The following is a 19443-nucleotide window of genomic DNA, read 5'->3' as shown; positions in this document are numbered from 1 at the left end:
CGTTGGGTGGCATGGATACGCGACCCCTCTTTGGCTTCGACAACAGCTATGCCGCGCTGCCGGACCGGTTCCATGCCCGGCTGAGCCCGACGCCCGTAAGGGCGCCGGACCTGATCGCGCTGAACGACGATCTGGCGCGCGAGCTGGGGCTTGATCCTGCGCAACTGCGCAGCCCCGAAGGCATCGCCGTGCTGGCAGGCAACACCTTGCCGGACGGCGCCGATCCGCTGGCGCAGGCTTATGCCGGGCACCAGTTCGGCGGCTGGGTGCCGCAGCTTGGCGACGGGCGCGCGATCCTTCTGGGCGAGGTGATCGACACCCACGGCCAGCGCCGCGACGTCCAGCTTAAAGGCTCCGGCCCCACCCCGTTCAGCCGCATGGGTGACGGGCGCGCGTGGCTTGGTCCGGTGCTGCGCGAATACATCGTGTCAGAGGCGATGCATGCGCTTGGCATCCCGACGACCCGCGCGCTGGCCGCCGTTGCCACCGGAGAGCCGGTGCTGCGCGAAACCGTCCTGCCCGGTGCGGTTCTGACGCGGGTCGCGTCCAGCCATATCCGCGTCGGGACGTTCCAGTTCTTTGCCGCGCGGCAGGACATCGAGGCGCTGCGCATGCTGGCGGACCACGTCATCGCCCGGCATTACCCCGATGCCGAGACGCCGCTCGACCTGCTGCACGCCGTCATCGACCGGCAGGCGCGGCTGGTGGCGCAGTGGATGGGCGTCGGCTTTATTCACGGGGTGATGAATACCGACAACTGCCATGTCGGCGGCGAGACGATCGACTATGGCCCCTGCGCGTTCATGGACGCCTACCACCCGGAGACCGTGTTCTCGTCCATCGACCGCTTTGGGCGCTATGCCTATGCGCGCCAGCCCGAGATCGCGGCGTGGAACCTGGCACAGTTCGCAAGCTGCCTGGTGCCGCTGATCGACGAGGATGCAGACCGCGCCGTCGCCGCCGCGCAGAAGGCAATCGACGGCTTCGGCGACCTGTATGCTGCCGCGTGGCTGAACGTGTTCCGCGCCAAGATCGGGCTCACCGCCACTGAAGACGGCGACGCAGACCTGATCCAGCGGCTCCTGACGCTGATGGCCGAGGCCGAGGCCGATTTCACCAACACGTTCCGCGCGCTTGGTGAGGGCGTGACGCGCAAAGAATTCATAAATCCCGCCGGGTTCGACGACTGGGAAAAGGACTGGACGGACAGGCTGGCCCGCGACGGGCGCGGCGCAGAGGCACAGGCCGCGACGATGCGCGCCGCGAACCCCGCCCTGATCCCCCGCAATCACCGTGTGGAAGAGGTCATCACAGCCGCCGTCGGCGGTGATCTGGCCCCGTTCCACCGCCTGACCGCCGCGCTGGCGCGTCCCTTCGATCCAGAACCGGAGGCGCGCGATCTTGCGCGGCCGCCCGATCCGGGGGAACGTGTCACCGCGACATTTTGCGGAACGTGACGCATGTCAATCCGGGCGACCACACGTCACGGGGGCTTGCGCTGCGCTTTGAAATTCCTGAAATGTCGTGTCTCGGTCGCATCTCGGCGCGCTGTCCGGCCAGCCTGACAGAGCGTTCGCAAAGGAGGGCAGGATGCTCGCACCCCCGCATCCCCGCGAAGCAGAACGAATTGCCGCCTTGCGCAGCCTGTCGATCCTCGACACGCCGCCCGAGCAGTCGTTCGACGACATCACCGATTTCGCGTCACGGGTCTGCGGCACGCCGATTTCCCTGATAACCTTCGTCGACAGCGACCGGCAGTGGTTCAAGTCGGCCTGCGGGATTGGCGACCGCGACCCGGAAACCCCGCGAGAGGATGCGATCTGCGATCACGCCATGGCGCAGGGCGACTATCTTGAAATCCCGGACACCACGAAAGACCCGCGCACGGCGGACAATTCGCTGGTCACGCCCGTGGACGGCGTGCGGTTCTACGCGGGCGCAGTGCTGCGGACATCCGAGGGCATGCCGGTCGGTTCGGTCTGCGTGCTCGACACCCGGCCGCGGGAACTGGACACGTTCCAACGCGAGACGCTGCTTTTTCTGGCCAAGCAGGTGATGGCGCAGATCGGGTTGCGCAAGGCGCTGGAACAGGAGACCGCGCTGCGCGGCGAGATCGACCACCGGGTGAAGAACTCGCTCCAGACCGTCGCCTCGATCCTGCGGGTGCAGCGCGCGACCGTTCACAGCGAGGAAGCGCGCGAGGCGATTTCGGCGGCAGAGCGGCGGATCAAGACGATCTCGCTGATGCACAACGAACTGTATTCGACGGAAAGCTACCAGGCGCTGGAACTGCGCGGCTTCATCGGGCGGCTGTGCGGGCTGCTGCGGGCGACGCTACCCGACGGCATCACGCTCAACTCTGCGATCGACCCGGTGGATGTGCCCTCGGGCAAGGCCAAGGCGATCGCCATGATAATCGGCGAATTCATCGCCAATTCGTCAAAGCATGCTTTCGACGAGGGGGCGACCGGGGTGATTACCGTCGAAGGCCGGGCAACGGACAACGGCTATGACCTCTTGATGCATGACAACGGACGTGGGATGACCTCTGATCCTGCGGCAAGCACGGGGCTTGGCCAGCGGATCATCGCAGCGTCCGTCGATCAGCTGGGCGGCGAGTTTCACTATGGCGCGCCGCCGGACGGCGGCTGCGGGTCCTGCCTTCACATCAGCTTTGTGCCGGTGCTGCGTCCTGTCGAGGACGCCGCGCTGGCCGGTTGATCAGCACGATCCCCACCGCGACCAGAGCAAGGGCGACGAGGATCGCGGGCGTGATCGTCTCGTTCAGCAACAGCCAGCCCAGCAGCACGGCGAGAACAGGCGACAGGAAGCTGAACGAAGCGACACCCGATGCCGGATAGATCGTCAGAAGCCAGAACCAGAACAGGAACCCCGCGGACACGATCACCGCCGACTGGAACGCCAGCCCCCACAGGTGGATCGGCGCAAGATCGCGGATCAGCGGGCCAAAGAACAGCGCCGCGACTAGAAGCACCGGCGCCGACAGGACCAGTTGCCACAAGAGCTGCATTTCGGGACGCACCGACGACAGCCGTGTGCCGCGCACCAACAGGGCCGTGCCCGCCCAGAGAACCGCCGCACCCAGCGCCATGATGTCGCCCGCAAGGCTTGCCTCGCCGCTGTCGGGACGGATGCCGATCGCCACGACGACCCCGGCCATCGCGGCGGCCAGTCCCAGCATCTTGCGCATGGTCAGGGCGTCGCCCGGCAGCAGGAAATGCGCGCCGATGGTCAGCCAGACGGGCATGGAATAGAACAGGATCGCGCTGCGCGACACGGTCGTGAGGTCAAGCGCGAGGAACAACAGCAGGAACTCGCCGCTGAAGAACAGGGCGGCCAGGATGCCGGGCACGACGGTGCCCTTCGGCGCGGACAGGGGGATGCCCCGCAGCCGCATCCAGCCATAGAGGCAGATCGCGCCCAGCGCCGACCGCAGCCCCGCGAAGAACGCCGGTTGAAGCCCGTCGTTCACGACCTTGATGACCACCTGGTTGAACGCCAGAAGCATCGCGAACGACACCAGAGAGAGTGCTCCGAAGGCGTCGATCCTGTCCTTGCGGTCCATCCGGGACTCTCCCTTTGGTTGCGGTGTCTTGAATTCGGTCCTGCGGCGCCCTTAAACCGCCCAACTTGTTTGGCCAAGGTTAACGGACGCCTCGGGATGGGTGTTATGCCCAATCCCCGGACCAAGCAATTGCAGGAGCCACAGATGCCGCACCCGGACAGTCTTTCCGTCCACGCGAATCCGGTCGAGGGGACCGGATTCCGCAAGCTGCCGCAGTCCGGCACCGGGCCATTGCCGCATACCGAAGAGGATGAGGTGCGCACGCTGGAAGTCGCGCGCGTCGTTCTGTTCACCTCGGCCATCGCGTCGATGATCGGGATCGTCTGCTACGTCATCCTTGGCTAACAGGACGCCGCCCAGAGGGAAGTGCCGGGCATTGCCAGCCTGACGGGCCTCGGCCATAGTCTTGGGTAAGCCCCCAAGGCGAAGGCCCCCGCGATGATGAAACACCCCGAACAGGAGGGGCGGTCCTATGCCGCGCCGCCCGATGGCAGTCAGGTCCGGCACACATCGGACGGACGGTCTGTCGTGGTTCCGTTATGGCTGCTGGTGGCCCTGTCGGCGGGAATGTCGGTCAAGCTGGTCGCGGTGCTGGCCTATGTCGCGGTGCGGTCGGCGTGACAGACTCCCCTTTGCCTGCCGACCTGCATCCTGCCGGAAACCTGCGCGGCATCGTCCTGATGGTGCTGGCGATGGCAGGCTTCGCGCTTGAGGACATGGCGATCAAGATGCTGTCGGCGACCCTGCCCAGCGGCCAGATCCTGGTGTCGATCGGGCTTGGCGGCAGCGTCGTCTTTCTTGCCTCTCTCAAGCCGAGCGACCGCCGCATGATGCGCCATGTCTGGCGCCATCCGAACGTCATGCTGCGCAACTGCGCCGAGTTGATCGGGACGATGGCCTTTGTCACCGTGCTGGCGCTGGCGGCACTGGCGCCCGCGTCGGCGATCATCCAGGCCAACCCGCTGATCGTGACGGCGGGGGCGGTTCTGGTCTTTGGCGAGAAGGTCGGCCTGCACCGCTGGGGCGCGGTGATCGTCGGCCTGTTCGGTGTCGTGCTTATCATTCGACCCTGGGCGTCCGATTTCGACCCTGCGCTGTTGCTGGCGGTCGTGGCGATGCTGGCACTGGCGACGCGTGACCTGGCAACCCGCCGCGTCCCGCGCGAAATCCCCGACCGGGTGCTGGCGACCTTTGCCTTCATGGCCGTCGTGCCCGCCGGTCTGGCGTTGATGCTGGCCGGTGTCGGCGGCGCGCCGTCCTGGCCGAGTGTGCGCGAATGGCTGTGGCTGGGCTTTGGCGTGGGGTTCGGGATGCTGGCCTACTGGGCGATCACCGCGTCTCTGCGCGCGGGCGAGATGTCGGTGATTGCGTCATTCCGCTACAGCCGCATCGTGTTCGCCACGCTGATCGCCCTGTTCGTGTTCGGCGAGCGACCGGACCCGCTGGTCTGGGCCGGGATGGCCATCGTCATCGCCTCGGGGCTTTATACGCTGATGCGGGAACGCCGCGCCCTTGAGAAGCGAGGGGCAACGCGCTAACCCGGCGACAACGCATCCCAGCCGGAGCCTTCAGCGCCATGAGCACCATCATCGACATCCTCGCCCGCGAGATCCTAGACAGCCGCGGCAATCCGACCGTCGAGGTCGACGTGATCCTTGAAGACGGCAGCATGGGCCGCGCCGCCGTGCCCTCGGGCGCCTCGACCGGCGCGCACGAAGCGGTGGAACGCCGCGACGGCGACAAGGCGCGCTACAAGGGCAAAGGCGTGCTGGATGCGGTCGGGGCCGTCATGGGTGAGATCGCAGAGGCGCTGGTCGGCAGCGACGCGACCGAACAGGAAGCCATCGACGCCGCGATGATCGAACTCGACGGCACCGACAACAAGGGACGGCTGGGCGCGAACGCGATCCTTGGCGTGTCGCTCGCCTGCGCCAAGGCGGCGGCAGAGTTTACCACGCAGCCGCTGTTCCGCTATGTCGGCGGCACCTCGGCGCGCACCCTGCCGGTGCCAATGATGAACATCATCAACGGCGGCGAACATGCCGACAACCCCATCGACATCCAGGAATTCATGATCATGCCGGTCGCTGCGGACAACATCCGCGAAGCCGTGCGCATGGGGTCCGAAATCTTCCACACGCTCAAGAAGGAGCTGTCGGACGCGGGCCTCTCGACCGGCATCGGCGACGAGGGCGGCTTTGCGCCGAACCTGTCATCGACCCGTGACGCGCTGGATTTCATCCTGCGCTCGATCGAGAAGGCGGGCTATGCGCCGGGGCAGGACATCTTCCTCGCCATGGATTGCGCCGCGACCGAATACTACAAGGGCGGCAAGTACGAGATGGCAGGCGAATCCGCCTCACTGTCGTCCGAGGAAAACGTCGCCTATCTGGCCAAGTTGGCCGCTGACTATCCGATCATCAGCATCGAGGACGGCATGTCCGAAGATGACTGGGACGGCTGGAAGATGCTGACCGACGAGATTGGCGGCAAGGTGCAGCTTGTCGGCGACGATCTGTTCGTGACCAACCCGCGCCGTCTGGCCGAGGGCATCGAAAAGGGCGTCGCCAACTCGATGCTGGTCAAGGTGAACCAGATCGGCACGCTGTCGGAAACGCTGCGCGCCGTCGAGATGGCGCACCGCGCGCGCTATACCAACGTGATGAGCCACCGCTCGGGCGAGACCGAGGACGCGACCATCGCTGACCTCGCCGTTGCCACGAACTGCGGACAGATCAAGACCGGCTCGCTGGCGCGCTCGGACCGGCTGGCGAAATACAACCAGCTGATCCGGATCGAAGAGATGCTTGGCGAATCCGCCGTCTACGCGGGCCGTTCGATCCTGCGCTGATCGTGGGCCTGCGCGGGCCTGCCGGGGCCTGAACGGGCCGCACCCCGGGCGGGTGCGGCCTTGCCGCCACGGCGCGCCAAGGCGCGTCAGTCCGCGCCGATGACGCCCTGCACTTCCTCGGCGTCCTCGATGGCGGTGCGTGACATCCGGGTGACGACGTAGAATTCGTCGTCGTCCGGGTTCTGCACCAGCCGCAGATCGTCCAGCGGCACCAGCACCTCGTTGTCTCCGATGCCGAGGAAACCGCCCACATCGACGGTCACGCCCTGCACCTGCCCCGACTGGCTGATAATCAGGTCCTCGACCTCTCCGATGTCGGCCCAGTCGGCGGTGATCGGGCCGAACGGCTCGTTCGATTCCCACAGGTCGGCGTTGTAGGCGTCGCCAAGCGAATAGACGCGGGCGTCCTCGATCGACTCGGCGGCGATCATCGACATGGCAGCAGAGCCAGTGCCGGACGGGGCCGCCTCGGACATCTCGGCGGCGTCGCCCGACGCCGAGCTGTCGCCGGTCGCTTCGGTCTGGGCGATGGCGGGCGCTGCGGTCAGCAGCAGGATGGAGAGGAAACTCGTTCCACGCATTTCAGGAAATCCTTTGTTGCGATTGTATGCGTCGCCAACGACCCGCAGGCATCGCAGGTTCCGGACGATCCGCCTTGCCGTCCTGCCCCGGACCGCCCACTGTGGCGCCATGACGCGCGCGGTATCGCCCAAGGCCCTGATCTTCGACGTTTTCGGCACCTGTGTGGATTGGCGCGGGTCGGTGGCCCGCGTCGTGGCGCAGCATCTGCCGGGCGTTGATGCCGTCGCCTTCGCAGAGGCCTGGCGCGGCGAGTATCAGCCCGCGATGGCCCGCATCCGGGACGGCGCGCGCGGCTATGTCCCGCTGGACGATCTGCACCTTGAGAACCTCGAACGGGTCGCCAGCCGCTTTGGCGCCATGCCCGCCGACCCCGGCACGTTGAACCGCGCCTGGGAACAGCTCGATCCCTGGCCGGATGTCGTCGGCGGCCTGATGCGGATGCGCGGTGCGGCCATCGTCGCGCCCTGCTCGAACGGGTCCATCGCGCTGATGACGCGGCTGGCGCGCCACGCCCGCCTGCCGTGGGATTGCATCCTCGGCGCGGACCTTGCGCAGGGCTACAAGCCCAGCCCTTCGGTCTACCTGGCCTCTTGCGCCGCGCTGCGGCTGGACCCGCCACAGGTGATGATGGTCGCGGCGCACAATGACGATCTGCACGCCGCCCGCGCACTTGGCCTGCGCACCGCCTTTGTGCCGCGCCCCACCGAATACGGCCCCGGCCAGACCACCGACCTTGGGCCGGACGGCGACTGGGACGTCATCGCCGACGATTTCAACGACCTAGCGGAGCGCCTGACATGACCGCCGACGACATCATCGCGACCCTCGGGCTGACGCCCCATCCCGAAGGCGGCTGGTATGCCCAGACATGGCGCGCCGATGCCGCAGAGGGGACGCGCGCCAGCGGGACGGCGATCTATTTCCTGCTGAAATCGGGCGAGCGCAGCCATTGGCACCGCGTCGATGCGGCCGAATGCTGGCATTTCTACGCGGGCGCCGCCCTGACGCTGTCGATGGCCACGTCCGAGGACGGCCCCGCGCAGCATCACCGCCTTGGCCCCGTGCTGGCTGCGGGAGAGCGTCCGCAACTTGTGGTGCCGACCGGCTGGTGGCAGGCCGCCGAGACCACCGGAGACTTCACGCTGGTCGGCTGCACGGTCTCGCCGGGATTCGAGTTCGCCGGGTTCGAGCTTGCGCCCGAAGGCTTCGCGATCCCCGGCTAGACCGTTTCGGGCCGGGTAAAGACGCCGCCGCCGATCGCCGCCGCGACGCCGGTGGTGCGCGAACAGCTTGTCGGCAAACCGCGCGCGACCCGCACGGCGAGATAGGCAAAGGCCTGTGCCTCGATCATGTCGCCGTCCAGCCCCGCCGCCTCGACGGGCTGCACCCGGCAGCCCGCGCGGGCGGCCAGCCCCTCCATGATGACGCTGTTCTTGCGCCCGCCCCCGGTGACCAGCAGCCGCCTTGGCGGTTCGGGGCAATGCCGCAACCCGTCCAGCACCGACGCGACGACGGCTTCGGTCAGCGTTGCGGCGGCATCGGCGTCCCCCAGCGCGGATACCGCGTCGATCAGCGCCGGAAACCCGTTCCGGTCCAGAGACTTTGGCGGCATCCGCAAGAAATACGGATCGTCCAGGAACGCCGCGATGATCCCGCCGTCCACGGTCCCCGACCGCGCCAGCGCGCCGCCTTCGTCAAAGGCCAGCCCGCGCCGCGATGCGACCAGATCGTCGATCGGCGCGTTCGCCGGGCCGGTGTCGAAGGCGACACATGCCTTCTCGGGGCGCGGGATGCGCGGGTCGGTCCAGGTCAGGTTGCCGACGCCGCCGAGGTTCAGGAACGCCACCGGCGCCTGCGCCCCGATCCGGCGGGCCAGCGCATGATGATAGAACGGCGCCAGCGGCGCGCCCTGCCCGCCCAGCCGCACGTCAGCGTCGCGGAACTGCCAGACCACCGGCAGCCCCAGCGCCTCGGAGATCAGGCTGCCGTCGCCCGCCTGATGGGTGCGCCGATTAGCGGGATCGTGGGCCAGCGTCTGGCCGTGAAACCCGACGATCTCGGCGCCTTGAAAGCGCGCAAGGATCTCGGCATGGGCGATCTCGATCACCTCGGCCGCCTCGGCCACCCCCGCCTCTCCCGGCCAGCGTCCCAGCGCCGCGCGCAGCACCGCGCGTTCGGATGCCGAATAGGGTCGGTAGTCGGACGGCCCGAAGGCCAGCACGTCGTGCCCGTCGGTGTGGATCATCGCCGCGTCCACCCCGTCGAGCGATGTGCCCGACATCGTTCCAAGAGCCCAGATCGCCCCGTCCCGCTTCATGTCTTTCCCTCGGTCCACCCCGGCGCTATAGACGCACGCGCAGCCATGATTGGACCGAAGGCCGATGACTTACCACCCGAAATCAGACTTCCTCTCCGTGGTGATCGAGCGCGGCTTTCTCGCCGATTGCACCGACTACCAGGGACTGGACGAGGCCCTGATCGCAGGCGTGGTTCCGGCCTATATCGGCTATGACGCGACGGCGGCCTCGCTGCATGTCGGGCACCTTCTGAACGTGATGCTGCTGCGCTGGCTGCAAAAGACCGGGCACAAGCCGATCACCCTGATGGGCGGCGGCACCACCAAGGTCGGCGATCCGTCGTTCCGCGCCGACGAGCGCCCGCTGCTGACGCCCGCCCAGATCGACGCCAACATCGACGGGATGAAGCAGGTCTTCGCCAAGTACCTCACCTACGGCGACGGCGCCAGCGATGCGCTGATGCTGAACAACGCCGAATGGCTGGACGGACTAAACTACCTCGATTTCCTGCGCGACATCGGGCGGCATTTCTCGGTCAACCGGATGCTGTCCTTCGAGAGCGTGAAATCCCGCCTCGACCGCGAACAGTCGCTGTCGTTCCTCGAATTCAACTACATGATCCTGCAGGCTTACGATTTCCTCGAACTGAACCGACGCTACGGCTGCCTGTTGCAGATGGGCGGATCGGACCAGTGGGGTAACATCGTCAACGGCATCGACCTGACGCGCCGGGTGCTCGACCACGACATCCACGGGCTGACGACACCGCTGCTGACCACGTCCGACGGGCGCAAGATGGGCAAGTCGCAGGGCGGCGCGATCTGGCTCAACGGCGACATGCTGAGCCCCTACGCGTTCTGGCAATTCTGGCGCAACACCACCGACGCCGACGTGGGCCGGTTCCTCAAGCTCTACACCGAGATGCCGGTCGATGAATGCAACCGCCTCGGCGCGCTCGGCGGCGCCGAGATCAACGATGCCAAGATCGTGCTCGCGAATGCCGTCACGACCCTGTGCCACGGCGCAGAAGCGGCCACCGCCGCCGAGGCGACCGCGCGCGAGGTGTTCGAGAAGGGCGGCGTCGGCGACGACCTTCCGACCCTGGCGCTGACAGCGGCAGAGATCGGCGCGGGCATATCCATCGTGCAGTTGATCGTGCGCGCCGGTCTGGCGAGCACCGGCAAGGAGGCCAAGCGCCTCATCGCCGACAACGGGGCGCGGATGAACGATGCGCCGCTTACGGATGCGGGGCTGGTCCTTGGCGCCGCCGACCTGTCCGACCCGGTCAAGCTGTCGGCGGGCAAGAAACGCCACGCGCTGGTGACGCTGGCGGGCTGAGCCGCCTCAGCGGTCGTGCATGCCCTTGCCTTGCAGGATGCGCGCCCGGTGCCTGTAGATCCGCGCCCTCCGGGTCTCGGGCTGCTTGCCGCCCGAGATGTGGATCGCGTAGCCCCGCTGCCGCCCCGGTGTCAGCGCCGCGAACGCGCCCGCCAGTGCGACGTCCGTGTCGAACGCCTCGACCAGTTCGCGGGGAAGCGCGATGTCGTCTTTCGGCAGATCGACCCGCGCGCCCTGCGCCTCCAAGGCGACCGCTTGCGCAACGAGGGCGCGCAGCGCGTCCTCCGCCTGGTCGATCTCGGCCAGCGAGGTCACCCGAAACACGCGCGCTGATCGCGAGTTGGGTCCCGCAGGCGTCAGAACACCGTGCGGATCGCTCAGCAGCACGCCCTTGAAAAAGCCAAGGCCCACTGCGTCGTTGAACCCGTGCAGGATGCAGATGTTGCCGCCATGGGCGACATAACAGGGCTGGCGCCACTTCCAGACCTCTACCAGCGGGCAGGACAGCAGAACCCCGCGCAACCGGCGCAGCTCGTCCCGCCAGGGGCCATCCTCATCGAACCAGGCTTCGATGCGTGCATCTTGCAAAATGCGACCCTCCCATCTTTGGTCTCAAAATACCTCTGGGGGGTGAATTGGCCGAAGGCCAAGAGGGGGGCAAAGCCCCCCTTCCCCCCGCGACGCCGAAGGCGGCGCAAAACCTCCGCGTGGACGCCGAAGGCGGCGCAATACATCAGCATGAACGCCGAAAACAGTGCAAATCCTCGGCGCAGGCGTGCCCGCCCTACCGCAGCATCCAGGTCCCGTCCGGGTGGAAGGCATGAAAGGCGAAGGCGAACATGATGTCATGCGCCACGTCGCGCCCCGAAGCATCCTTGACCCGGATGTTGCCGACCTCGCGCCCGGCGGCGATCTCGCGGGTGTCGAGGGCCGAGGCTTGCCCCGCCTCCCAGGTGATCGTCACGCCCGCCTCGGTGATCGCGCCCGCTTCGGACAGCCGTGTCAGCGGCCAGGCACGGGCGCCCACGCGCACCACGCGGGCGAGCGGCTCGATCCCGTGCGGCGGGGTCTCGCCGCTATAGAGGAACGGCCGCGAAGATCCGTCATAACCGACATAGGGGTTCGCGCCGTAGCTGCGCGGAAACGCCGGCTGGTCCATCACCAGACCGTTCGGGTTGCGCGTGCGGAACGCCTCCCAGCTTTCCATCCAGGCGGGCAGTTGCGTCAGCTCGGTGCCGGTCAACTCGCCGACGATGCCCTCGCCGACCGCTTGCTGCCACCAGCTTTCGGTCTGCCGGTCGTACATAATCATGTCCGAATTGCGCAGCTTGCCCGAGACACCGAAATCCAGCACCCGGCCAGCCGCGCGGCGGTCGAACACCATGCCGGTGTTGCACAAGGGGCAGAAAGTGACGGCCACGGGCACGCCGCCGACCGTGTCGTTCACGATCTCATGCCAGGTGAGATAGCGGATCGGGTAGGCGCGCGGCGTCTGCCCGTCGATCTCGACCGTCATCACCGGCTCACGCTCGGCGATGCGGGATTCCTCGGACACGGCGATGAAGGAGGGATCGTCGATCGCCGGGATGCCGTCCTTGGGCGGGCCGCCAGACAGGATTTCGCGCCAGTCGTCGATGGCCGTGGTGGAGAAATCGGTGTCCGGCCATTCGTTCCGCCAGATCTCGGGGTTCGCGGCGGCGGGACCGGACAGGAGCACGACAGCTGTGGCAAGCGTGGCGGCAAGGCGTCTCATGGGCATCTCCCCTGGCATCACATGCCGCGAAGTCTGCCAGCGACGGGGGCCGCGCGCCAGCCGCAAGGGTCTGGCGCGCAGCCACCTTTCCGTAGGGTCACTCTATGACGGTGACCGTCTGCATCCGGTCCGGCTCGCCGATGACCGCGCCGTTCGGGGGCTCGCCGAGCTTGATCTCGTCCAGCACCTCAAGGCCGCCTGTCACCTGCCCGACGACGGTATAGTCGCCGTTCAGGAAATATCCCGGCTCGAACATGATGAAGAACTGCGAGTTGGCGCTGTCGGGCGACGCCGCGCGCGCCATGCCGACGACACCGCGATCGAACGGCAGGTCCGAGAACTCGGCCGGAAGGTCCGGCAAATCGGAACTGCCCGACCCGGCGCGGCGCAGGTCGCTGCCCTCGCGTCCGTGTTCCACATCGCCGGTCTGGGCCATGAAGCCCTCGATCACGCGGTGGAAATAGACGCCGTCATAGGCGCCCTGTTCTGCCAGCGTGGTGATGCGTTCGGCGTGCCGAGGTGCCACGTCCTCGAACAGGTCGATCGTGATCGTACCCGTTGCCTCGCCCGCCACCTCGATCTCGATGCCGCTCGCCAGCGCGGGGCTGGAGACAAAAGCCAGAAGGACCGCAAGCCTACGCATCTGCGGCCACCTTCATGCTGATCATCTGGTCGGGCTTCGCGGGCGGCTCGCCCCGCGTGATCGCATCGACATGCTCCATCCCCGAGATCACGCGGCCATAGACCGTGTATTGACCGTTCAGGAAATGGTTGTCGCTGAAGTTGATGAAGAACTGCGAGTTGGCGCTGTTGGGGTTGGACGAGCGCGCCGCCCCGATGGTGCCCCGGTCATGCGGCAGCTTGGAGAATTCTGCCGGAACATCGGGCTTGTCCGACCCGCCGGTGCCCGCGCGGCGCAGGTTGAAGTCGCCGGTGGCGTTGCCGTGCTCGACATCGCCGGTCTGGGCCATGAAGCCGTCGATCACGCGGTGGAACACGACGCCGTCGTATTTGCCTTCGCGCACCAGCTCCTTCATCCGCTCGACATGCTTCGGCGCCACGTCGGGCAAGAGTTCGATGGTGACGGTTCCGTCCTTCAGTTCCAGCAGGATGGTGTTCTCGGGGTCCTTGATCTCGGCCATGTATCTCTCCTTGGTCGCGTTGCGCGGCACCCTAGACGCGGGACCGGGGAAAGGGAACGGGTCAGCGGCTCTGCGGTTGACCTTGCATCCCGTTTCGGGTGCAAAGTGCCGAAGACCCGCCCAAAGGAGAGCCGCAATGGCCTGGAAGACCCTCGACGACATGGACCTCAAGGGTCGTCTCGTGCTCGTCCGCGTGGACATCAACGTGCCGGTCGAGAACGGAGTGGTCACCGACGCGACGCGGATCGAAAAGATCGTGCCGACCGTGACGGACATCCTGGCCAAAGGCGGCAAGCCGGTGCTTCTGGCGCATTTTGGCCGCCCCAAGGGGCAGGAAGTGCCCGAGATGTCGCTGAGACCGCTGGTTCCGGCCCTGACCGAGGCCTTGGGCGTGCCGGTTAAGTTCGCGGGCGCCACCATCGGCGGCGAAGCCAAGACCGCCGTGTCCGAGTTGCAGGAGGGCGAAGTCCTGCTGCTGGAGAACACGCGCTTCGATCCGGGCGAGGAAAAGAACGACGCGATGTTCGCCGCGTCGCTCGCCGCGCTTGGCGAGATCTATTGCAACGATGCGTTCTCGGCGGCGCACCGCGCCCATGCCTCGACCGAGGCGCTGGCGAAACTGCTGCCGTCCTGCGCGGGCCGCCTGATGGAGGCGGAGCTCAAGGCGCTGGAGGCGGCGCTTGGCACGCCCGACCGCCCGGTGGCGGCCGTCGTCGGCGGCGCGAAGGTATCGACCAAGATCGACCTGTTGTCGAACCTCGTGCGCAAGGTCGACTATCTGGTCATCGGCGGCGGGATGGCGAACACGTTTCTTCTGGCGCAGGGCCACGAGATCGGCACCTCGCTGGCGGAACGCGAGATGACCGACACCGCGCTTGATATCCTCGCCCGCGCGGGCGAGGCGGGATGCGAGATCGTGCTGCCCGTGGACGTGGTCGCCGCCACCGCGTTCAAGGCGCAGGCGCCGCATGTCACCGTGGCGGCGGATGCCTGCCCTGCGGACCACATGATCCTCGACGCCGGACCGGGCAGCGTGGCGCGCATCGCCGAGGTGTTCGAGGCCAGCAAGACGCTGATCTGGAACGGACCGCTTGGCGCGTTCGAGATCGCGCCCTTCGATGCCGCCACCAATGCCGCCGCCGCCAAGGCGGCCGAACTGACCGAAGCGGGCGCGCTGGTGTCCGTCGCGGGCGGGGGCGACACCGTGTCGGCGCTGAACCGCGCGGACGCTGCGGACCGGTTCACCTACATTTCCACGGCCGGCGGCGCGTTCCTCGAATGGATGGAAGGCAAGACATTGCCCGGGGTCGCCGCACTCGGCGCTTGATTTGAAGACGACGACACAGTCCTAATCGGTGCAGTTGCCCGCCGCACCGAAAGGACATGTCATGTTCCGCCGCCCGATTCTCGCCGCCTGCGCGGCAATGCTTCCTGCCAGCGCCATCGCGCAGGACCGCCCCGGCCTTCTGGATCTGATCACACCCGACCGGATCATCCGCACCATCATGCAGTCCGGCATCATGACGCTGCGCACCCAGATGGATGTGAAATACGGCGACATGAGCGTCGATTTCGCCGCCGGACGCCTTGTGCTGACCGACGTGCAGGTCTGGCCCCTGCCCGACTGGGACGATGGCGGCGACTGCCTGGTCGAGATCGACCGGCTGACCATCCGCACCGCCGCGCTGGACGAGGTCGACCGGCTGCGGATCAAGGTGCAGACCGCGGGCGCCTCGATGCCGCCCGCCTGCCTGCCCGAAGAGGCACGCGAAGGGTTCGGGATGCTGGGGCTGGAACGGCTGGTGCTGCCGCGCCTCGCGCTCGACATCGACTATGACATTCCGTCCTCGGCGGCGGACATGGTGCTGTATGCCACCGTGCAGGACGTCGCCTCGGCCGAGTTGTCGGTGAACACCACCTATGTCTGGGCCGACGCGCGCGACAACCCGGACGAACCTGCGCCGGTCGTGTTCCTCGACCGAGCCACCCTCAGCGTCGAGAACCTTGGAGGATGGGAGACGCTGAAGGGCCTGTTGCCGCCGCCGCTGTCCGATCCGGGATCGGCGCCGCTGATGATCGAGGGGATGCTTGGCGGCATGATGATCGATTCGAACGGCGCAGCGGGCGATCTGTCCGAGGCGCAGGCGACGTTCCTTGCGTCCGTCAAAGAGGCCTGGCCCGCGTTCCTGAGCAATCCCGAGCGGCTGGTCCTCGAGACGTCGATCGACGGCGACACCTATATCGACTTCGAGGCGCTGGAAGCCTCGCCGCTGGCCGCGTTCGACACGCTCCGGCCAGTTCTCGGCGTCGCTCCGGCAGCGCATGCGGATGTCTTGCCGACCGCGCTACTGACGGCAGCGCTGAACGAGGCCGACATGTCGCCCGAGGATCGCCGCCGCGCAGGGCTTGCGCTGGTCACGGGAACCGGCGCGCCGCGCGACATCGGCCTTGGCGTGGCGCTGCTGGCGCCGCTGGCAGAGGACGGTGACGGCGAAGCGGCGCTGGTCGCGGCCGAAGGGCTTGCCACGCGCGATCCGCAGGCCGCCTACCGGCTTGCGCTGATCGCGGGCGCTGCGGAACAGGCGGGCGCCACGGCGCTCCTCGACCGGCTCGAGCGCGAGATCGGCCTGGCCGCCGCGCTGGACCTGCAGGCCGAGGCGGGCGGGCTGGACCAGCCCACCGCCGAGGATCTTGGCCTGTCCTATGTCGTGCGCGACCGCGCGGCGCAGCAGTTCTCGGGGAACGGCGCGACGCGCAACTACGCGGGCGCGTTGATGTGGGCGACCATCGGCGCCGCCGCGGGCGACGCCGAAGCTGCCTCGATCCTGTCCGAGATCGACGCGCGCATGGCCTGGGAGGACGGCAAGGCCCGCACCGCCTGGGACGCGGCCGAAGCGGCAGCCAGCCGCGCCGCGACCGAGGCCTGGCTGAACGCAGACATGCCCGCGCGGCTGGGGTCGCGATAGCCAGGCGGCGTTAGCGCGAACGGGGTTGGCCCCGCCTTCGGGCGGGGCTAGACCCGGCGTGACACCCGTACATCCGCGAAGGAGCACCCAGCGATGAAGGCCACCCGCACCGTCCAGAAGATCCTGTCGAACTACGAGAGCGAGACGCCCGGCGTGAAGGGCAAGCTGTGCCAGATGCTGATGGCGGGCAAGCTGGGCGGCACCGGCAAGATGATCATCCTTCCCGTCGACCAGGGGTTCGAGCATGGCCCGGCGCGCAGTTTCGCGCCGAACCCGGACGGCTATGATCCGCATTACCACTACCAGCTTGCCATCGACGCGGGCCTGAACGCCTATGCCGCGCCGCTGGGACCGCTCGAGGCGGGCGCCGATACCTTCGCGGGGCAGATCCCGACGATCCTCAAGGTGAACTCGGCCAACTCGCTGATGTCGGACACGGCAGGCAAGAACCAGGCGGTGACGGCCTCGGTGGACGATGCGCTGCGGCTCGGGTGCGCCGCCATCGGCTTCACGATCTACCCCGGTTCGGACATGGCTCTCGACATGTTCGAAGAGATCGTCGAGATGCGCCGCGAGGCAGCGGCCTGCGGCATCGCCACGGTGATCTGGTCCTATCCGCGCGGCGAGGCGGTCACCAAGGACGGCGAGACCGCCATCGACATCGCAGCCTACGCCGCCCATATCGCGGCGCTGCTGGGCGCGCATGTCATCAAGGTGAAGCTGTCGACCGACCACCTGATGTTGCCCGAGGCGAAAAAGGTCTACGAGGCCGAGAAGATCGACATCTCGACCCAGGCCGCGCGAGTGGCCGATTGCGTGCGCTCGTCTTTCAACGGCCGGCGGATCATCGTGTTCTCGGGCGGATCGAAAAAGGGTGCGGACGCGGTCTATGACGACGCGCGCGCGATCCGCGACGGCGGCGGCAACGGCTCGATCATCGGGCGCAACTCGTTCCAGCGCCCGCGCGCCGAGGCGCTCGACATGCTGGGCAAGCTGGTCGACATCTACAAGGGCAAGGCCTGAGGGGTTTCGCCTGACGGCGACCCGGCTGGGGGGCTCTGCCCCCCAGACCCCCCGGAGGTATTTGTGGACCAAAGATGGTAATAGAGTGCTTGATGCCATCTTTGGTCGGCAAATACTCCGGGGTGAATTGGCCGAAGGCCAAGAGGGGCAGCGCCCCTCTCCCTCAGCTTGCCAGGGACACCCGGCGCAGGATGGCGGCGGGGTCGTAGCCGGTGGCGGTTCCGGTGATCTGGCCGCGCTGTGGATCTAGGCGGCAGGCGGCATAGGCCTCGGCGATGTCATGCGGGGCGGTTTCGGCCAGGGTGGCGGCGGTCAGCAGCGTCGCGATGCGTTCGGCGAAGGCGCGGGCCTCGGCCTCGGGGGGCAGTCCGGGCCAGCGGGTGCGGCTGTCGCTGAGCGCCGAGTCATAGGCCGGGTGCACACCGCGCGCGGCGTCGAGGACGGCATCGAGCGCGGCAGCCGCGGCGGGGTCACGCTCCAGCGTGCGCAGAATGTCGAGGCAGATGACATTGCCCGAGCCCTCCCAGATCGAATTGAGCGGCGCCTCGCGGTAGAGCATCGGCAGGGGGGTATCCTCGACATAGCCCATGCCGCCCAGTGCCTCCATCGCCTCGTAGATGGCATTCGGTGCGCGCTTGTTGGACAGGAACTTGGCCAGCGCGACGGCGATGCGGGCGAAGGCGCGGGCCTCGGACGCCGTGCTGTCAAAGGCACGCGCCACGCGCAGGCCCAGCGCCAGCGCCCCCTCGGCGTCAAGGGCAAGCTCTGACAGGACGGCGCGCATCAGCGGCTGGTCGATCAGGCGCTTCTGGAAGGCGCTGCGCCCTTCCGCCCACCACACCGCTTCGGCCAGCGCGGCGCGCATCAGGCCTGCGGGGGCCATCGCGGTGTCAAGCCGGGTGTGGTGGACCATCTCGATGATCGTGCGCACGCCCGCGCCCTCGTTGCCCAGCCGCCAGGCGACCGCATCGTGATACTCGATCTCGGCCGAGGCATTGGCGCGGTTGCCAAGCTTGTCCTTGAGCCGCATCAGGTGGATCCCGTTGCGCCGCCCGTCGAGCCAGCGCGGCACCAGAAAACAGGTCAGCCCCTCGTCCGCCTGCGCCAGCGTCAGGAACCCGTCCGACATCGGCGCCGAGCAGAACCACTTGTGGCCGTTCAGGATGTAGAGGTCTCCGTCGCGCTGCGCAGTCGTGGTGTTGGCGCGCACGTCCGAGCCGCCCTGTTTCTCGGTCATCGCCATGCCGAGCGTCGCGCCCGTCTTGTCGGCGACATGGGCGACGGCGGGATCGTAGCGGCGCGACACCAGTTTCGGCCGCCATACCTTTGCGACAGCAGGGTTCGCCGCCAGCGCGGGCACGGCGGCATAGGTCATCGTCATCGGGCAGCAGACGCCGGGTTCGACCTGGCTCATCAGGTAGACCATCGCGGCATGGGTGACATGGCCCCCGGCGGCCTTGCCTTCCCAGGCGATGGCCGAATACCCAGCGCCGATGCCGGTCTCCATCAGGCGGTGATAGCTTGGGCTGAACGCGACCTCGTCGAGGCGGCGGCCCGCACGGTCGAACGCGCGCAATTCGGGCGGATGGCGGTTCGCCTCGCGCCCGGCCTCGATCATCGCGCGGTCCGACAGGCGGGCGGCAAGGTCGGACAGCGGCTTGATCTGGCCGTGGTTCGCGGCGACGGCGCCGCGCAGGGCAGCGTCGTCGTTCCACAGATCGACGGGGCGCGGCCCGGGCTGGTTCGTGACCTCGTGCGTGGACAGGGCGGATGTGGGACGCGAGGGGCGCATGGGCGACTCCTTTGTGCGCGACGGTAACGCCGCAGGGCGGTGCGCTTCCAGCGGTGAATCATCCGTTCACATGATCCCGCCGATATGGCATGCTGTGCATAGTCCGTCCGGTG

At 67.6% G+C, this 19443-nt stretch carries 20 protein-coding genes; 12 read left to right on the top strand and 8 right to left on the bottom strand.

Features of this window, described 5'->3' with window-relative positions; genetic code table 11:
- The first annotated feature begins 11 nt into the window (after positions 1-11).
- Positions 12-1457, top strand: coding sequence for a protein adenylyltransferase SelO (locus KTJ87_RS11360; RefSeq protein ID WP_267139234.1), 1446 nt, complete (start codon positions 12-14; stop codon positions 1455-1457).
- A 133-nt stretch (positions 1458-1590) separates the two neighbouring features.
- Entirely contained in the window at positions 1591-2721 is a 1131-nt protein-coding gene (locus tag KTJ87_RS11355) for a histidine kinase dimerization/phosphoacceptor domain -containing protein (RefSeq protein ID WP_267139233.1), read from the top strand.
- On the opposite strand, the gene KTJ87_RS11350 is transcribed toward KTJ87_RS11355, so the two are convergent.
- Complete coding sequence (locus KTJ87_RS11350; protein WP_267139232.1) at positions 2669-3586, bottom strand: DMT family transporter; 918 nt, start codon at positions 3584-3586, stop codon at positions 2669-2671. The two genes, KTJ87_RS11355 and KTJ87_RS11350, sit on opposite strands and share 53 nt — an antisense overlap.
- A gap of 144 nt (positions 3587-3730) precedes the next feature.
- Between KTJ87_RS11350 and KTJ87_RS11345 the strand changes: the two genes are divergently transcribed.
- From KTJ87_RS11345 to eno, 4 genes are all read left to right on the top strand, one after another.
- Entirely contained in the window at positions 3731-3931 is a 201-nt protein-coding gene (locus KTJ87_RS11345) for a hypothetical protein (RefSeq protein ID WP_267139231.1), read from the top strand.
- Positions 3932-4024: 93 nt separating this feature from the next.
- Positions 4025-4207: a hypothetical protein gene (locus KTJ87_RS11340; protein ID WP_267139230.1), complete on the top strand. Its 183-nt coding sequence runs from the start codon at positions 4025-4027 to the stop codon at positions 4205-4207.
- The gene (locus tag KTJ87_RS11335; RefSeq protein WP_267139229.1) at positions 4204-5124 is read left to right on the top strand and encodes a DMT family transporter; all 921 of its coding nucleotides are present in this window, start codon (positions 4204-4206) and stop codon (positions 5122-5124) included. The genes KTJ87_RS11340 and KTJ87_RS11335 overlap by 4 nt, the downstream gene beginning before the upstream one ends.
- Positions 5125-5162: 38 nt before the next feature.
- Positions 5163-6437 carry a phosphopyruvate hydratase gene (gene eno, locus KTJ87_RS11330; RefSeq protein ID WP_267139228.1) on the top strand — a complete coding sequence of 425 codons (1275 nt, stop codon included), beginning with the start codon at positions 5163-5165 and terminating at the stop codon, positions 6435-6437.
- Positions 6438-6523: 86 nt separating this feature from the next.
- On the opposite strand, the gene KTJ87_RS11325 is transcribed toward eno, so the two are convergent.
- Entirely contained in the window at positions 6524-7018 is a 495-nt protein-coding gene (locus KTJ87_RS11325) for a PRC-barrel domain-containing protein (RefSeq protein ID WP_267139227.1), read from the bottom strand.
- Between the two features lie 109 nt (positions 7019-7127).
- On the opposite strand from KTJ87_RS11325, the gene KTJ87_RS11320 reads away from it, so the two are divergent.
- Positions 7128-7820, top strand: coding sequence for a haloacid dehalogenase type II (locus tag KTJ87_RS11320; protein WP_267139226.1), 693 nt, complete (start codon positions 7128-7130; stop codon positions 7818-7820).
- Positions 7817-8242 (top strand): cupin domain-containing protein, encoded by a 426-nt coding sequence (locus tag KTJ87_RS11315; protein WP_267139225.1) that lies wholly within the window; start codon positions 7817-7819, stop codon positions 8240-8242. The genes KTJ87_RS11320 and KTJ87_RS11315 overlap by 4 nt, the downstream gene beginning before the upstream one ends.
- On the opposite strand, the gene KTJ87_RS11310 is transcribed toward KTJ87_RS11315, so the two are convergent.
- Positions 8239-9336, bottom strand: a complete 1098-nt coding sequence (locus KTJ87_RS11310; RefSeq protein WP_267139224.1) for an anhydro-N-acetylmuramic acid kinase — start codon at positions 9334-9336, stop codon at positions 8239-8241. The two genes, KTJ87_RS11315 and KTJ87_RS11310, sit on opposite strands and share 4 nt — an antisense overlap.
- A gap of 64 nt (positions 9337-9400) precedes the next feature.
- On the opposite strand from KTJ87_RS11310, the gene tyrS reads away from it, so the two are divergent.
- The gene (gene tyrS / locus KTJ87_RS11305; RefSeq protein ID WP_267139223.1) at positions 9401-10654 is read left to right on the top strand and encodes a tyrosine--tRNA ligase; all 1254 of its coding nucleotides are present in this window, start codon (positions 9401-9403) and stop codon (positions 10652-10654) included.
- A gap of 6 nt (positions 10655-10660) precedes the next feature.
- Here tyrS and KTJ87_RS11300 read toward each other — a convergent pair whose 3' ends face one another.
- The 4 genes from KTJ87_RS11300 to KTJ87_RS11285 all read right to left on the bottom strand — a co-directional run bounded on the left by KTJ87_RS11300 (position 10661) and on the right by KTJ87_RS11285 (position 13549).
- On the bottom strand, positions 10661-11242 hold the full coding sequence (locus KTJ87_RS11300; protein WP_267139222.1) for a YdeI/OmpD-associated family protein: 582 nt from the start codon (positions 11240-11242) through the stop codon (positions 10661-10663).
- A 196-nt stretch (positions 11243-11438) separates the two neighbouring features.
- On the bottom strand, positions 11439-12407 hold the full coding sequence (locus tag KTJ87_RS11295) for a DUF3179 domain-containing protein (RefSeq protein ID WP_267139221.1): 969 nt from the start codon (positions 12405-12407) through the stop codon (positions 11439-11441).
- Between the two features lie 97 nt (positions 12408-12504).
- A complete protein-coding gene (locus KTJ87_RS11290) occupies positions 12505-13050 on the bottom strand; it encodes a peptidylprolyl isomerase (protein ID WP_267139220.1) in 546 nt (181 codons plus the stop codon).
- Positions 13043-13549, bottom strand: coding sequence for a peptidylprolyl isomerase (locus KTJ87_RS11285; protein WP_267139219.1), 507 nt, complete (start codon positions 13547-13549; stop codon positions 13043-13045). Before KTJ87_RS11285 ends, KTJ87_RS11290 begins: the two co-directional genes overlap by 8 nt.
- Positions 13550-13685: 136 nt before the next feature.
- Here KTJ87_RS11285 and KTJ87_RS11280 point away from each other — a divergent pair, with 136 nt between their 5' ends.
- From KTJ87_RS11280 to KTJ87_RS11270, 3 genes are all read left to right on the top strand, one after another.
- Positions 13686-14876 carry a phosphoglycerate kinase gene (locus KTJ87_RS11280; RefSeq protein WP_267139218.1) on the top strand — a complete coding sequence of 397 codons (1191 nt, stop codon included), beginning with the start codon at positions 13686-13688 and terminating at the stop codon, positions 14874-14876.
- Between the two features lie 61 nt (positions 14877-14937).
- The gene (locus KTJ87_RS11275; RefSeq protein ID WP_267139217.1) at positions 14938-16515 is read left to right on the top strand and encodes a hypothetical protein; all 1578 of its coding nucleotides are present in this window, start codon (positions 14938-14940) and stop codon (positions 16513-16515) included.
- A 93-nt stretch (positions 16516-16608) separates the two neighbouring features.
- Complete coding sequence (locus tag KTJ87_RS11270) at positions 16609-17538, top strand: class I fructose-bisphosphate aldolase (RefSeq protein ID WP_267139216.1); 930 nt, start codon at positions 16609-16611, stop codon at positions 17536-17538.
- Positions 17539-17701: 163 nt separating this feature from the next.
- On the opposite strand, the gene KTJ87_RS11265 is transcribed toward KTJ87_RS11270, so the two are convergent.
- A complete protein-coding gene (locus KTJ87_RS11265; RefSeq protein WP_267139215.1) occupies positions 17702-19330 on the bottom strand; it encodes an acyl-CoA dehydrogenase family protein in 1629 nt (542 codons plus the stop codon).
- Positions 19331-19443: the final 113 nt, after the last annotated feature.

It is taken from the genome of Anianabacter salinae, from assembly GCF_019061145.1.
GTDB classification, from domain to species: Bacteria; Pseudomonadota; Alphaproteobacteria; order Rhodobacterales; family Rhodobacteraceae; genus Anianibacter; species Anianibacter salinarum.
The sequence above is the reverse complement of the archived record's forward strand: the minus strand, read 5'-3'. Positions and strand labels throughout refer to the sequence as shown.